Source organism: Bacillus cereus group sp. N14 (genome assembly GCF_016483555.1).
Classification (GTDB): domain Bacteria; phylum Bacillota; class Bacilli; order Bacillales; family Bacillaceae_G; genus Bacillus_A; species Bacillus_A wiedmannii.
Genome location: NZ_JAEHBQ010000006.1, coordinates 29,827 through 43,584 on the forward strand (window position 1 = coordinate 29,827; position 13,758 = coordinate 43,584).

Sequence of the window (13,758 nt, forward strand, 5' to 3'; positions counted from 1 at the left end):
AAAAAACGCCAGGAAATCTATATGAATTGTCAGCAACTTGGATTGAATGAAGAGAAGAATACACCAGAATGGCAGGACTTTAAGATAATAATAAAAGGAGAATATTATGATATTAGAACCGCTTTATGCAGAAAACATTATAGTAGCCGTCATATATAAAAATGAGTTTAGATGGTATGTAACAGATAAAGAACTATGGTTTTTAGATTATAATAAATTAGATAATGCATATAAAAATTTAGGTATAAGCATTGAAGATAATGACGAAACGGAAGAAAGAAATGGAATAAAAGTATTAGATCATGAAAATGTAGAAGTATTTTTAGTAAGGATTAATCAATATAAAACAACTAAAGAAGAATTAAATTATTTACTACTTGAAAATATTAAAATGAAAAATGCAGGAGAAGATCTATTAGATTTTAGTCCAGTCTTATTAATTAACTTTGATAATAAAATACTATATTCAATGTTTCCAGAACCGGCCTCATATGAAAACTATGTACCAAAAGATTGGAGTGGTACATATGAAGATTTCACTGAATTCATACCTACATCAGAGAAATATTGGATAGATAAGTTTAATAATAATCTACTTTTACTATAAGTAAGACAAGAGTAATGATAGTATAAGAATTTATTACCTTAATAGTGCTTATGAGATTAATAGAGAAGTAAATAGAGTCACTAAGGCCAGAAATAAAGGAGTGTATTAATTTAAATAGATGGCCTCTTCATGTGAAGCCGACTTTATTTTATTCCTATACATTTTAATCACACGGCGTATTAATATATGTTCCAAACTTTACGCGTAGGGTTTCCTACGCTATTTATTTTGCTCATTGAGGTCAATCTTTCCTTCCCCTCTTCTACTTTTACCGACGATACTATTCTATATCAAAACGTATTTCACATAAAACGAGAAATCATTATTTACCATATTGCCCTAAGTTCCGGAAACAATTATACTAGATGTAATCGCGATGAATAATCTGAATATTCTCAGAACTTAAGATAAGAGTTTTACTACTCGCAAATAGAGAGATAAATTCTATTTTCCACTAAATAGATTAGAAAATGATAATAACATTAGGAGGATTACGATGCACCAGCTTGATTCATTACATCCCATTATAGAAAAAATAATTAACAATATTGAAAAGTTAATGGTCGGAAAGCGAAAAGAAACGATCTTAGCTTTGACAGCTCTCTTAGCTGAAGGTCATGTACTATTAGAAGATGTTCCTGGCGTTGGGAAAACAATGTTAGTACGTGCTCTTTCTAAATCCATTGATGCTGATTACAAGCGCATTCAATTCACACCTGATTTACTGCCGTCAGATGTAACAGGTGTTTCTATTTATAATCCGAAAGAGCTCCAATTTGAATTCAAGCCTGGACCAATCATGGGGAATTTTATACTTGCTGATGAAATTAATCGTACATCTCCAAAAACACAGTCTGCCTTACTTGAAAGTATGGAAGAAGGCAATATTACAATAGATGGCATGACAAGACCGTTACCAAAACCGTTCTTTGTAATGGCTACACAAAATCCGGTCGAATATGAGGGAACATATCCTTTACCAGAAGCACAGCTCGATCGTTTCTTATTGAAGCTAAAAATGGGATATCCTACACCAGAAGAAGAATTTGAAATTTTAAACAGGATGGAAAAAACAAATCCCCTCTCCCATTTACAAGCTATTACAACAATAGAAGAATTACTTTATTTACAACAAAGCGTACGGGAAATAAGCATGGACAAAGCAATCAAGCATTACATTGTAAAGCTTGTTAGTCAGACTCGTTCTTATAGTTCTATACAACTAGGTGCAAGTCCACGTGGCTCGATTGCTTTAATGAAAGCTTCACAAGCTTATGCATTCATCCATGGTAGAAATTATGTTATTCCAGACGATGTTAAATTTTTAGCTCCTTACGTATTGGCTCACAGACTCATTCTAAAAATGGAAGCAAAATTTGAAGGAATTACAGGAGAACAAGTTATCACAAAAATCGTTGCGCGAACTACCGTACCTACTCAAAGGAAGATGAACCTTTAATGAAACGGATACTCCGAGCACTCTATCATTTTACTAAGTTATCACTCATTCCGTTATGCCTAGTCTTAACATTTGTATACGCTATGCTTCAAGGTGGATTTGTAAGTTGGTTTTTGTTTTACAGTGCAATTCCTATCGGCCTTTATTCACTACTGCTTCCCTTCTATGCTTTACGGAACGCCGAGGTAAAACGAAGAACAAATCAAGACGAATATGTAGCAGGAGAACCATTTTTAAGCACGATTACAATAAAAAGAAGTTTTCCATTTCCCTTACTTTATTTAATTATAGAAGATGAACTGCCATCACAATTTACAAATTGTAGGAAAACGAAGATGAATAAAGTAATACTCTTTCCAGGGTTAAAACGAAATATTTCGTTTCAATATGCAATTGACACAATACCTAGAGGAGAGCACACTTTTTCAAGCGTACGTGTCAAAACTGGTGATCTATTCGGTATGATGGAGAAAGAAGTAACTTTTTCAGTTCCAGATACATTTTTAGTCTACCCTCAGTATGTAGATATAACATATCGACAAATGGAAAATCATTTCGAACAAGGAGCACTTTCAGCAAATATAAATTTAGTAAAAGACTCTACCATTTCTGTCGGTGTGAGAGACTATAAACCTGGTGACCGCTTTTCATGGATTGATTGGAAAGCAACTGCACGAACAAACAACATTATGACGAAAGAGTTTGAACAACAGCGCAGCCATAATATTATGATATTCATGGACAGAACCCCATCCCCTCTATTCGAATCAGTCGTCACATTTACTGCCTCTATTGTCAGGTCTGTCTTGAAGCAAAATTCACCGGCGTCATTCGTATCTATCGGAAAAGAACGAACTTTTTTCCCTTTAGACAATGGGGATAGTCAGTTGCATCAAATCTTTTGTCATTTAGCGAAAGTACAAGCAGATAGTGTATTCCCGCTCTCCCGGAGTGTAGAAATGGAATTAAGAAAAATTTATGAGCCCGTCACGATTATACTCGTGACAAGCGATCTTTCTCCCGATATTCAAAAGGCGGCTGACTTTGCTGCTATAAAAAATAGAAAATTAATGGTGTTTGTCGTAAAAGAAAAAGCAAATCAACTCTCACACCGAGAACTCAGTATTCTAGAAACTCTACAAAAACGACAAATATTTGTAAATGTGGTTTATGGAAACCAGTATACAAACGTGTTTTTTGAGGTGAGCAAATGATAACATTACAGGAAAAAAAACAATGGGATATGACTAGATTTTTCATGCATGCATGCGCATTTCTACTTTTACTAGAATGGCTAAGGCCCCTTATAGGTATTACAAACGTAGGTAGATTGGATGTTTTTGTAATATTTATAGGGATTTGCTTCACGCTCTCTTTTTTTCAAACAAGGTGGCAGATTCCAATAAAGATCGTCACAATTTTATTCATCATTCATTTCCTATATTATAAAAACGCTTTTATAAATCCATCTTGGCTAATGAAATTTTTTACTGATATTTCTCGAAATTCCTCCTTGTTGTTTCAGGGGAATTTGCTAGATGTTTCTCCAGTTTTTCCAACACTTTTATTTTTTTTATCCTTTTGGTTTTTGAGTGCTTTCATCTCTTTTTGGATGATTCATAAAAAACGCGGGCTGTTATTTCTTATATTGACTATTATTTATATCACCGTTTTTCATAACTTACATTTATATCATGCAAACTACGCTATTATTCGTACTGTTGTCATCGGCTTTTTTATGCTTAGTCTTCTCCGCATAGAACGAATAAAAGAGATGGAACACTTACAAAATTATGCTAGAGAAATCTCAAAATTACTTAAACCTCTTACAATATTTATTGTATTGTCAGCAACTATCGCATACTTTGCTCCAAAATTTGGCCCTCAATGGCCAAACCCAATGGATTTTTTAAAATTCAACACATCCGAAGCAAGTAAAAAACAAGAAGTTTCTAAAATTGGGTATGGTTTAGATGACTCGCGATTAGGCGGTCCTTTTAAGGCAGATCCTACAATTGTTTTCACAGCACAAACGCAAAACAAACAATATTGGAGAGTCGAAACGAAAGATTTTTATACAGGAAAAGGCTGGGAAGTTTCTGAAAATCAAAAAAAGGTTTCTTTTAAAAATAAAAACGACGTCGTGAGCTGGTACGAACAAAATACAAAAACAGAGACAACTCAGGCAACAATCAACATGCAAAAAAGATATCCTCACCTTACCTATCCAGCAGGGTTAATATCAGTTGAGGCTTCTTCAGATGTATCATACAGCGTTGACCCATTTTCTGAAAAAATCTATACGATGGACGGAGGTTCTTCTACTACTTTACATTCATATAAAGTAACATATGGGGTCCCGGAGTTTTCCATAGAAAACTTGAAAGCTGTAAAAACGAATGAAGGTCAAGAAACAAATCCTTATTTCATGACAAAGTACACGCAACTTCCCGAATCATTACCGCAGCGAGTAAGAGACTTAGCTGTTAACCTAACAAATGATAAAGACAACCGATATGATAAAGTATTAGCTATTGAAAATTACTTCACCGACCATTCTTTCGTATATGAAACAATGAATGTGTTGTTCCCTGCCAAAAATCAAGATTATGTTGATCAATTCCTTTTTGATACAAAAAGCGGCTACTGTAATAATTTTTCGACATCTATGATTGTATTACTTCGTTCTGCTGGGATTCCTGCTCGATGGGTAAAAGGTTATACAGAAGGAACTCTTGATAACACACTAGTTGGTGCAGAAGGTGAGGATGTATTTAAAATCGCGAACGATAACGCACACTCTTGGGTCGAAGTATATTTCCCAGGATACGGATGGATTCCATTCGAACCAACAAAAGGATTTACCAATCCCTATAATTTCACAAATAATACTCCTGCTCCTACTTTACAAAATAGCGAAGAAACTAATTCTCAAAATGCGCAAATGCACAAAAGAAACAATGAAGCAAAGCTCAAAAGTTTAATTGAAGATACAGAAGACGCTCCTACTAAAAAGCTTACAAATTCTAAAAATGGACTTTCTTGGTGGTACGTATTCCTCTCTACGATACCAATTAGTATCATCGGATACATTCTCTTCACCACTAGAATGAAATGGATTACATTTTTTATTATTCTTTTCTACAAATACCGAAAAGATGATGCTGTTTATAGCAAAGCTTACGGTGCACTTTTAAAACAATTTGGCAGAATTGGTATACCACGAGGGGAAAGTCAAACATTCCGAGAATATGCTCTCCACATTGATACACTTTACAACTCGGCTCATATGCAACAACTTACTTTCAGTTATGAGAACGCTATGTATCAAAAGGGACAGGCCGCAGCAGAATGGAAGAAATCCGTACACATATGGGAAATTCTTATAAAAAAAGCAGCCTCTCCGCCTAAATCAAATGACTTCCATTCAGCGATTTAATCTTGATAATGTGAGTTGAAAGAAAACGCCTCAAAGAACTACATTGTTCTTTGAGGCGTTTTTTAATAAAGTGAAACTTCTAGTTATTCTCCAAGTACCTTCTCAATCTCAACCTCTAAATCTACCGGTTTCGTCTGCGGCGCAAAACGCCCTACTACTTTCCCGTCTTTTCCAATTAGAAACTTCGTAAAATTCCATTTCACTGCTTTCATACCAAGTAAACCTGGTGCTTGTTCTGTCATGTATGTATATAGAGGATGAGCCTTATCACCTTTCACATCAATCTTTGCAAACATCGGGAAGTTTACACCGTAGTTTAATTCACAAAAACTAGTAATATCTGCTTCTGTACCTGGTTCTTGTCCTCCGAATTGGTTACAAGGGAAACCGAGTATTTCAAGTCCTTGGTCTTTATATTTATCATACACCTCTTGTAATCCTTTATATTGCGGTGTGAAACCACACTTGCTAGCTACATTTACGATAAGAAGCGCTTTTCCTTCGTAATCTTTTAACGATTTATCTTCTCCTGTTATCGTTTTAGCTGAAAAATCATAAACTGTCATTGTCTTTGCCCCTCTCTTCACTATCATTCTATGTTTATACTATACTACATTCGTGAATGTGCAGCTCTTATTACGTACTTATAAGCTATAATGATAGCGCTTTATTTCCGTTCGGAAATTCGACACAAACTACTAGACTTTTATGATGGAAAGTTTTACAATTGAATTGTGAACAAAATGTGACAGTTTATATTCCATTATAAAAGAAAAGGATGGTGTCCATTATGAAAACTGCACAACATGAAACAATTTCAAATCGCGAGTTTTATTTCGTACTATATATGATGTTATTGTATGTTACTGGCTGGGTAATCGATGTAAATGGTTTATTCTTAAGCTCCTACTTTAATTTAGCAGGAGAGATTATGCTTCCAATCGTAGGTGGCATAGTTGGACTGTTCGTTATGTCTATCAATAAAGAACAAACGAAATAACAACACTTTAAAAAGGCAGAAGACGAGCTTTCGTTTTCTGCCTTTTTCTATTTTAGCGTATAATAGAAACATACAGTAACTAAGGAGTGGTAAAGATGAAAAAAGTAGAGCAATTATCTTCTCACCTATATCTTATTGATGATTTCGATTTACAGCATAATGAACGAACAGGTACGTACGTTTTATTAGGTGACGATATTACTTTAATTGAAACTTGTGCAGCCCCTTCTCTTCCGTATATTTTAGACGGCTTACAACAATTACATATTGATTTATACGATGTAAAAAACATTATCGTTACACATGTTCATTTAGATCACGCCGGGGCTGCTGGTTTAATGATGGAAAAGTGTCCAAACGCTACTTTATATGTGCATTCTCGCGGTGCTCGTCATATGATTGACCCAACAAAACTCATTTTAGGCGCAAAAGCTGTATACAAAGAAGATTTCGATAAACTATTTGATCCAATTCTTCCTATAGAAGAAAAACGTGTTCGTATTGTACAAAATGGTGATACGTTAAAAATTGCCGAAGACCGTACACTTACATTTTACGATACACCGGGACATGCTAAGCACCATATTAGCATTCACGATTCATTAACAAATGGCATTTTTACTGGCGATACAATAGGAATTTACTATAGAGAACTCGCAGACCTTGGTGTAGAACTATATTTACCATCAACGTCCCCTTCACAATTCCAACCAGATGCGATGATTGCTTCTAAGAATTACATTCAAAGTATGAATGTAGATACTATTTATTTCGGTCATTACGGTGCATCATCCAATGTTACAGAAGTATATAACCAGCTTGAACATTGGTTACTTATTTTCGTTCATACTGGTAAAGAGGTCTTTAAACAGTATAATGATTTCGATGAAGCGACTAAAGCTTTACAAACTGTATTAATGGATAAGATCTCTTCTCATCTGACAAAGTTAAACGTTCCAACAGATCATTCCGTTTATAACATTTTACATCTAGATATAGAAATTAGTGCGATGGGCATTATAGATTATTTCACGAAGCAAAAAAAAGCAAACCCCACTATTAAATAACCGTAAAAGAAGAGATATACAACAGTAGTTATTGTATATCTCTTTTTTCTTTGAATATATTTTGAGTAAAGGATGGTGGAATGCAATGCAAAAAGTAATGCTATACCTCTGCTTTACATTATTTATCGTCTTATTATTATTTGTCGGAGTGAAAACTCAATTTTATTTAGATACAGATGCGCAGGTGAATTTTAACGTTTATCCAAGATTATTCTACTTTACACTCTTCCCTCTTATAGTTGGCATTTTATTACGATTTCTTCAATCCATTAATCGCGAAATAAGTAAACAAAACTGGCGCTTTCAACCGGATAAATTTATCGCTATTACTGTGCCTACGCTATTCATTTCCTTTTCTCCAGCTCTACTCTTTTCACCAGTTGGTGCGTACCTACCTTATTTAGCAAATATTATTCTTATAAATACAACTTTTGTTACGATAATTAGTTTAATAGCTGGTTATTCCCTTTTAGATTGTTTTATACAAAAAGATAAGGAGAATAGTAAGGAATATAACTAAGTGATTTCCCACTTTTATTTTATTAAGCAAATCAAGATAATTATGCCCTGACTTGTATGCAAAAGAACTTAATGTTCAATTTTTAAGTGTCGTTGGTTATGGTAGTTTATTTATAAGTGCAATACTCCTTGTAAGAGTTGCTATACATGCGGTAAGGAAATTTATGTAATAACAAAACGAGTATGAAATCGCATAGATTTTATACTCGTTTTTTATTGTTCATATATTTAATTGACAATAGGAAATTTATGTTAAAATTAAGAAAGTCGTGCACTAAGTCAAAATATATTTCAAACAAGGGAGACTTATTATGAAATTAGGGACTTTCTCGTTTCTAACGTTTCTCGCAAGTATATGTTCTTTCTTTATTTTAAGAGGACCTCATGCAAATTTAACTTTAATTATTACGATTTTAGGCATACTTTCATTACTCGGAATTATTTTTGCGATCGCATCAAAAAATTGGTTATTCGGAATAGTTGGTACAGCATTAAATGCAGTAATATTAGTATTTGTATATTTCTTATTGCTAGCAAAAGGAATAGGTGGTTAATATATTTACGTTTCAATAAGAAAAGCTCACAGCTTAGGCTATGAGCTTTTTTATTTATCGCACCTTTTCATCTACATACTCCATAAACTGCTCTGCTTTCATAAACCTTTCTTTGTACGCCTCAGGTATATCTTCTACTTTTATTCCACCAGTCGATTTAGTCTTCACTCGTACTATTTCATGTGTCATTAAAGCTTCCATATAGCGATCAAACTCTTCTTGCGTTAATATTTCTTTACTAGATTTATGACCATTTAATTTATCAAAGTATGGTTGAAGGCCCATACTTACCTTTTTCATTTCTTCTCTTTTTTCTGGTGATAATTGATCATAATCAATATTACCGTTCGAATCCCCGTACGCAAGCTTTGCATTTGTTAATTTTTTTAGTTCTTTTGTAAATTCTTCATATTCCTTCGCACCCATTTCATCTTTCGCTTCTGATAATTTTGCATTAAAACGCATATATGCTTCTAACGTCATTGCTCCAGCATGTTTTTTTAAATTCTCAAACGATCCGTATATACCATCCGCCATAATAGATTGATACGCAAAACCAGTCGTTGGGAGTAAAAATACTGCCGCAAGCACCCCTGCGATAAGGCGCTTCTTCCTTTTACTTCCCCCGCTCTTCATTTTTATTTGGACAATTACTTTTTCCTTTAACTCCGGCGGAGCAATAATCCCCTTCGCTTCTTCTTGTATAGATTCTCTAACTCTACAATCTAAGCTCATTTCACATTCCCTACCTCTCCTAAAAAGATTTCTTCTACTTGCTCTTTTTGACGTAGTTTTTTTAATGCCGCGTGAATTCTAGATTTCACAGTACCAATTGGAATATGTAATATTTGTGCTACTTCTTCTTGTGAATAATCGTGTAAGTATCTTAAGATAATAACTTGTTTCAATTTATACGGTAATTTATGTATAAGTTCGATTAGTTTTTGGTTTGATATTTTACTTACAATATCGTTAGAAAAATCAATTTGTACTGGTTTTCTTTGCTCTTCTGCTTTTTTCACAATACGTAGTCGCATCCACCTCTTTCTTCTATAAGAATGAATTTGTTTAATCGCAAGTCCGATTAGCCAAGGATGAAATGGCTTCTCATTATCATATTTACGAAGCGATTCATATAGCTGTATGTATATTTCTTGAACGACATCATCTACATCCGTTTTATCACCTATTAAAAAATGTGCTGTTTTATATACTTCTTGAATCGTTTTATCATACAATTCGCCATACGCCTCTTTATTGCCTGATAAAGTTAATTGGATTAAATTTGTATACAATGTTTCATCCTTCATGTACCTTCCCTCCTTTGTCTTACACTTTATATTGGCAAGTAATTGATATTTCGTTCGATTTTTCAAAAGTTTTTTTATATAAATTAATATAATGATTCAATCAGTTCATAAGCTTCACTTATAATCACACATAACTATTATATAATTTTCCAATTTCTAATGACGATTTAAAATAATTTACATAATCAAATTTAGGAGGATATATAATGAAAGCTATCATTGTAACGTCGTTCGGTGGTCCTGAAGTGATGAAATATACAGTTGTGGATATGCCGACTATTTCAGAAGATCAAGTTTTGATTCGCGTTGTTGCTACTAGTATAAATTTCGCCGATATTAAATCCCGTCATGGTAAAAAAGGAAATACAGCACTACCTTTTATACCAGGGATAGATGCCGCTGGTATTGTAGAACGTGTCGGTTCTCAAGTGAAAAATATTTATCCTGGACAACGTGTCATTGCTTTTCCTCAAAATGGATCTTACGCAGAATACGTTTTCGCAAACAAAAACCTTACTTTCGTTTTACCTGATAACGTCGATTTTCAAACTGCAGCTGCTTGTCCGATTGTATCTTTTACAAGCTATAATTTACTCGCAAATGTTGCAAGGCTTCAACAAGGTGAGTCTGTACTCATTCATGCAGCGGCTGGTGGAATTGGTACGACAGCAATTCAACTTGCTAAACTATTAGGGGCTGGAACAATTATCGGTACTGTTGGAAATGAAGCGAAAGGTAAAATCGCTTTAGATGCTGGAGCTGATTATGTTATTTGTCATCAAGATGAGGGTTTTGTAGAGAAAATCAATGCGCTGACAAATGGCGAAGGGGTCGATGTAATTTTAGATTCTATTTCTGGAACGGTTTCGGAAAGAAGTTTAAAATGTCTTGCTTATTACGGTCGCCTCGTTCATTTCGGTAATGCAAGCGGTGAAATTGGTAACTTTCAAACGAAAGATTTACACGCAAGTTGCCGCTCTATACTCGGTTTTAGCTTTGGTACTACACGAAAAAAACGTCCTGAACTACTCCAAGAAACTGCAAATGAAGTTTTCCGTTATTTACGTGATGGTCGGCTGAAAATGAAAGCTGCGAAATCTTTTCCACTTCAAGATGCAGGGAAAGCACATGAATGGGTCGAAAGTAGAAAAAGTACAGGGAAAGTAATACTAACTGTTCAGTCCCCTTCCTGAAATGAATACTTGAAACCGAGGTGTCATTCATGGGATCACGAATTATGCATGCTATTATCGCTAACAGGATTGCCGAAAAACTAAATATCCAAGATAAAACTTCTTTCATACTTGGAGGTGTAGCCCCCGATGCGGTTCATTCAGCAGAAGAAAAAGGAGCTTCACACTTTTACGCTGGCACAACGAAAAACTATACGAGAAGGATAGATTTCAATTCTTTTTTTCAAAAATATAAAGTTCATATGGACTCCCCTTTTCTTTTAGGCTATTACACTCACCTCATTGCCGATGATAATTGGCTAAGTGGCTTTTTTCTACCGTGGCTAAAAAATAGAATAGAAAATGACGAAACGATCGCACCTATGTACTATAACGATTTTAAATTGTTAAATGCAAAGTTGCTTCATCATTACGATAACGAACAACGGCTCTTCTCTCTTCTCAATCAAGAGGCTCACATTGTGGATATTGAAGAGGTTTCTAAAGAAAACGTATTAGCTTTTCGGAAGTATCTTTTTGAAGATATGTTGTATCCGGAGCAACATTTGCATGAAGACTTACAAGTATTTACGCTTAATCAAATCATTGGTTATATTGAGACAGCTATTGAAAAAGGCGTATTTTATATTAATCAACTCTCTAATGAAAAATCCACTTCAAACATGTAATCCCCCTCAATATATTTGAGGGGGATTTTCACATAGCAATATTATTATCGGTTCTTTTCCATAACCGCAAAATAATTGCCTTCACTATCAGCAAAGTTAAACACTTTACCAGAAGGCATAGTTACCATTTCTCCAACAGTAACATTTTTATTTTTTAAATCTGTATATAATTGATCAAGATTTTCTGAGAAGAACATTAAAGATGGTGTACCAAGATTTAATTCTGGGCTCATCTTAGAAATAACTTCTTTATTATGTAATATAATGCTCGTTTCTGCACCGCTATTCGGAGCAATTTCAATCCATCTCATTCCTTGCTTATTATCTTCCTCTGCTACTACATGAAACCCTACCTTTTCCGTCCAAAAATTTACTGCCTCATCTTGATTATTTACATATAACATAATTTGTCCGACTTTATGAATCATTTCATTTCCCCCTAATGGTTTTAATATTCTATGTAGGTTTCTACAGGTGCTATTATTATTCCTTTTTCATTCAGTTGAATACTTATAAATCGCTAGTCAGTGAACTACCCACCACTTAGTATCTCTTACGTGCTTACCGGGAAGTGGAGGCTTCTCGGTTCATCGTTACTTTTGATAGCTAACTCCCTTGTTCCAAAGGTCATTTTGTTACTATTTATGCCAACGCTAAGAAGCGTATGGCTTCTTTTTTGATATTGATAGCTGCGCTATAATCACGACTGATTGTGAGTCCACATAATGGCATTTCTTTTTTATTTTCACAACGACTACACATCTTTGTAGAAGGAAACCATTTAACTATTTTTACAAGCTGTTTACCTTGTTCTTGTAGCTTATATGCTAAAAAAGGTCGTGAGCATCCGCCAACCGTTATACGCTACACTCTTACCAAATCTAAGTACTCGTGACATTCCTTTCATATTGTATTTAATAAATCATGGTAAAGTTTAAGGTCGATTATGGCTATAACTCTATATAAGCTTTTTCCCCACCTGGAATCTTAAATTTATTTACATCATATTCTTTAATTATATATTTCTTTATCGCTTCAAAATCTTTACCAAAAGCAAGAATTGGATTTTTTGAGAAATATATTATTTCTTCCTCGTCATAAATTCGGGCTTTAATTACTTCTTTGTCAGAGTGAAACGATAAATTGACTCCTTTGTAAAAATATTCATAGTACCCCTCTTCATCCTGTTCACTCTTATCTTCAAAAAGAACAGATTCAATATGATATATAGTTCCATTTACATTTATTGATTTCATACAACACTACTCCTTTCAAGAATATCCATCAGAACGTAAAGTGATATTAAAGTTGTTTAAATGTTGTTCAACTAAAACACCCGTTAGTTCACTTAAGGTAATCCAATTAAACCTGGAGTAACTCCTTCTATTCTTGCCCAGTCAAATAAAGTTTCAACTATCATTTGATTCTTACATTTAATTTTTAATAAACTGCCTTCTGACGTCGTACTTATTTCAAAATGCTCAATGATATTTTCTGTTCCTAAACTTTCTATTGTTAAATTGCGAATAGTAAAGAAAGAGATTTCCACATAAATTACATCCCTATTATTCCAGCGTTTAGGTTTATGTTCAACGTTTTCTTTTGTCATCAATTGGGTAACTAAGGTAGGGCCATCCCTTTTAAGACACACTTCTAATAACTCTGCGTCTTCAAATTTTGGTACTTTTCCAAAAATGCTAATTAACGCCTGGGGATTTAAAATTTTTAATTGATCAATCATTTTTATACTCCCTATTTATTATTCCTCTTCTCAAAATAATAATGTTTCTCCATCCCATCTACTTGTCCCATTCTTGTATTGTACTCAGGTCTTTCATTGGTTGATCTCCAATGCCACGTTTCCCGAAGATATGACCGGCTAAGTGATCTAGAATTATAATTTTTTGTCCATCGACTTCATATGTGAATTCCTGGGTCATAA

17 protein-coding genes and 1 pseudogene are annotated in these 13,758 nt (G+C 34.1%); 10 read left to right on the forward strand and 8 right to left on the reverse strand.

The annotated features are described in order from the left end of the window. The first annotated feature begins 106 nt into the window (after positions 1–106). The 4 genes from JDS82_RS11005 (at position 107) to JDS82_RS11020 (ending at position 5,505) form a co-directional block, all read left to right on the forward strand. Complete coding sequence (locus tag JDS82_RS11005; protein WP_088081378.1) at positions 107–607, forward strand: hypothetical protein; 501 nt, start codon at positions 107–109, stop codon at positions 605–607. Positions 608–1,103: 496 nt separating this feature from the next. After that, a complete protein-coding gene (locus tag JDS82_RS11010; RefSeq protein WP_088081379.1) occupies positions 1,104–2,066 on the forward strand; it encodes an AAA family ATPase in 963 nt (320 codons plus the stop codon). Further along, positions 2,066–3,280 (forward strand): DUF58 domain-containing protein, encoded by a 1,215-nt coding sequence (locus JDS82_RS11015; protein WP_088081380.1) that lies wholly within the window; start codon positions 2,066–2,068, stop codon positions 3,278–3,280. The genes JDS82_RS11010 and JDS82_RS11015 overlap by 1 nt, the downstream gene beginning before the upstream one ends. After that, on the forward strand, positions 3,277–5,505 hold the full coding sequence (locus JDS82_RS11020) for a transglutaminase TgpA family protein (protein ID WP_199713245.1): 2,229 nt from the start codon (positions 3,277–3,279) through the stop codon (positions 5,503–5,505). Before JDS82_RS11015 ends, JDS82_RS11020 begins: the two co-directional genes overlap by 4 nt. Before the next feature lie 83 nt (positions 5,506–5,588). On the opposite strand, the gene bsaA is transcribed toward JDS82_RS11020, so the two are convergent. Continuing rightward, positions 5,589–6,071 (reverse strand): glutathione peroxidase, encoded by a 483-nt coding sequence (gene bsaA, locus JDS82_RS11025; RefSeq protein WP_000219424.1) that lies wholly within the window; start codon positions 6,069–6,071, stop codon positions 5,589–5,591. Positions 6,072–6,295: 224 nt separating this feature from the next. Here bsaA and JDS82_RS11030 point away from each other — a divergent pair, with 224 nt between their 5' ends. The 4 genes from JDS82_RS11030 (at position 6,296) to JDS82_RS11050 (ending at position 8,645) form a co-directional block, all read left to right on the forward strand. After that, the gene (locus JDS82_RS11030) at positions 6,296–6,505 is read left to right on the forward strand and encodes a DUF3925 domain-containing protein (RefSeq protein ID WP_000844980.1); all 210 of its coding nucleotides are present in this window, start codon (positions 6,296–6,298) and stop codon (positions 6,503–6,505) included. A 95-nt stretch (positions 6,506–6,600) separates the two neighbouring features. Then, positions 6,601–7,572, forward strand: a complete 972-nt coding sequence (locus JDS82_RS11035) for an MBL fold metallo-hydrolase (protein WP_199713246.1) — start codon at positions 6,601–6,603, stop codon at positions 7,570–7,572. 85 nt (positions 7,573–7,657) lie between these two features. Next, a complete protein-coding gene (locus tag JDS82_RS11040) occupies positions 7,658–8,092 on the forward strand; it encodes a hypothetical protein (protein ID WP_199713247.1) in 435 nt (144 codons plus the stop codon). 310 nt (positions 8,093–8,402) lie between these two features. Beyond that, positions 8,403–8,645 carry a hypothetical protein gene (locus tag JDS82_RS11050; protein ID WP_002065089.1) on the forward strand — a complete coding sequence of 81 codons (243 nt, stop codon included), beginning with the start codon at positions 8,403–8,405 and terminating at the stop codon, positions 8,643–8,645. Positions 8,646–8,699: 54 nt separating this feature from the next. Here the strand turns inward: JDS82_RS11050 and JDS82_RS11055 are convergent, their stop codons facing one another. Both JDS82_RS11055 and JDS82_RS11060 read right to left on the reverse strand, forming a co-directional pair. Then, the gene (locus JDS82_RS11055; RefSeq protein ID WP_097815688.1) at positions 8,700–9,380 is read right to left on the reverse strand and encodes a DUF3600 domain-containing protein; all 681 of its coding nucleotides are present in this window, start codon (positions 9,378–9,380) and stop codon (positions 8,700–8,702) included. Beyond that, a complete protein-coding gene (locus JDS82_RS11060) occupies positions 9,377–9,955 on the reverse strand; it encodes a sigma-70 family RNA polymerase sigma factor (protein ID WP_048561710.1) in 579 nt (192 codons plus the stop codon). Before JDS82_RS11060 ends, JDS82_RS11055 begins: the two co-directional genes overlap by 4 nt. A 206-nt stretch (positions 9,956–10,161) precedes the next feature. Here JDS82_RS11060 and JDS82_RS11065 point away from each other — a divergent pair, with 206 nt between their 5' ends. Together JDS82_RS11065 and JDS82_RS11070 are read left to right on the forward strand one after the other, a co-directional pair. Next, a complete protein-coding gene (locus tag JDS82_RS11065; protein ID WP_199713248.1) occupies positions 10,162–11,148 on the forward strand; it encodes a quinone oxidoreductase family protein in 987 nt (328 codons plus the stop codon). Between the two features lie 29 nt (positions 11,149–11,177). Beyond that, on the forward strand, positions 11,178–11,816 hold the full coding sequence (locus tag JDS82_RS11070; RefSeq protein ID WP_048561708.1) for a zinc dependent phospholipase C family protein: 639 nt from the start codon (positions 11,178–11,180) through the stop codon (positions 11,814–11,816). Between the two features lie 44 nt (positions 11,817–11,860). Here the strand turns inward: JDS82_RS11070 and JDS82_RS11075 are convergent, their stop codons facing one another. From JDS82_RS11075 to JDS82_RS11095, 5 genes and pseudogenes are all read right to left on the reverse strand, one after another. After that, on the reverse strand, positions 11,861–12,244 hold the full coding sequence (locus tag JDS82_RS11075) for a VOC family protein (RefSeq protein ID WP_197229769.1): 384 nt from the start codon (positions 12,242–12,244) through the stop codon (positions 11,861–11,863). A gap of 214 nt (positions 12,245–12,458) precedes the next feature. Then, positions 12,459–12,726 (reverse strand): annotated as a pseudogene (locus JDS82_RS11080) (zinc ribbon domain-containing protein); the annotation flags it as partial. Positions 12,727–12,766: 40 nt separating this feature from the next. Then, the gene (locus JDS82_RS11085) at positions 12,767–13,072 is read right to left on the reverse strand and encodes a hypothetical protein (RefSeq protein ID WP_098642996.1); all 306 of its coding nucleotides are present in this window, start codon (positions 13,070–13,072) and stop codon (positions 12,767–12,769) included. A 92-nt stretch (positions 13,073–13,164) separates the two neighbouring features. Next, a complete protein-coding gene (locus tag JDS82_RS11090; RefSeq protein WP_199713249.1) occupies positions 13,165–13,557 on the reverse strand; it encodes an immunity 50 family protein in 393 nt (130 codons plus the stop codon). Between the two features lie 58 nt (positions 13,558–13,615). After that, positions 13,616–13,756, reverse strand: a complete 141-nt coding sequence (locus JDS82_RS11095; RefSeq protein ID WP_242474895.1) for an HNH/endonuclease VII fold putative polymorphic toxin — start codon at positions 13,754–13,756, stop codon at positions 13,616–13,618. Positions 13,757–13,758: the final 2 nt, after the last annotated feature.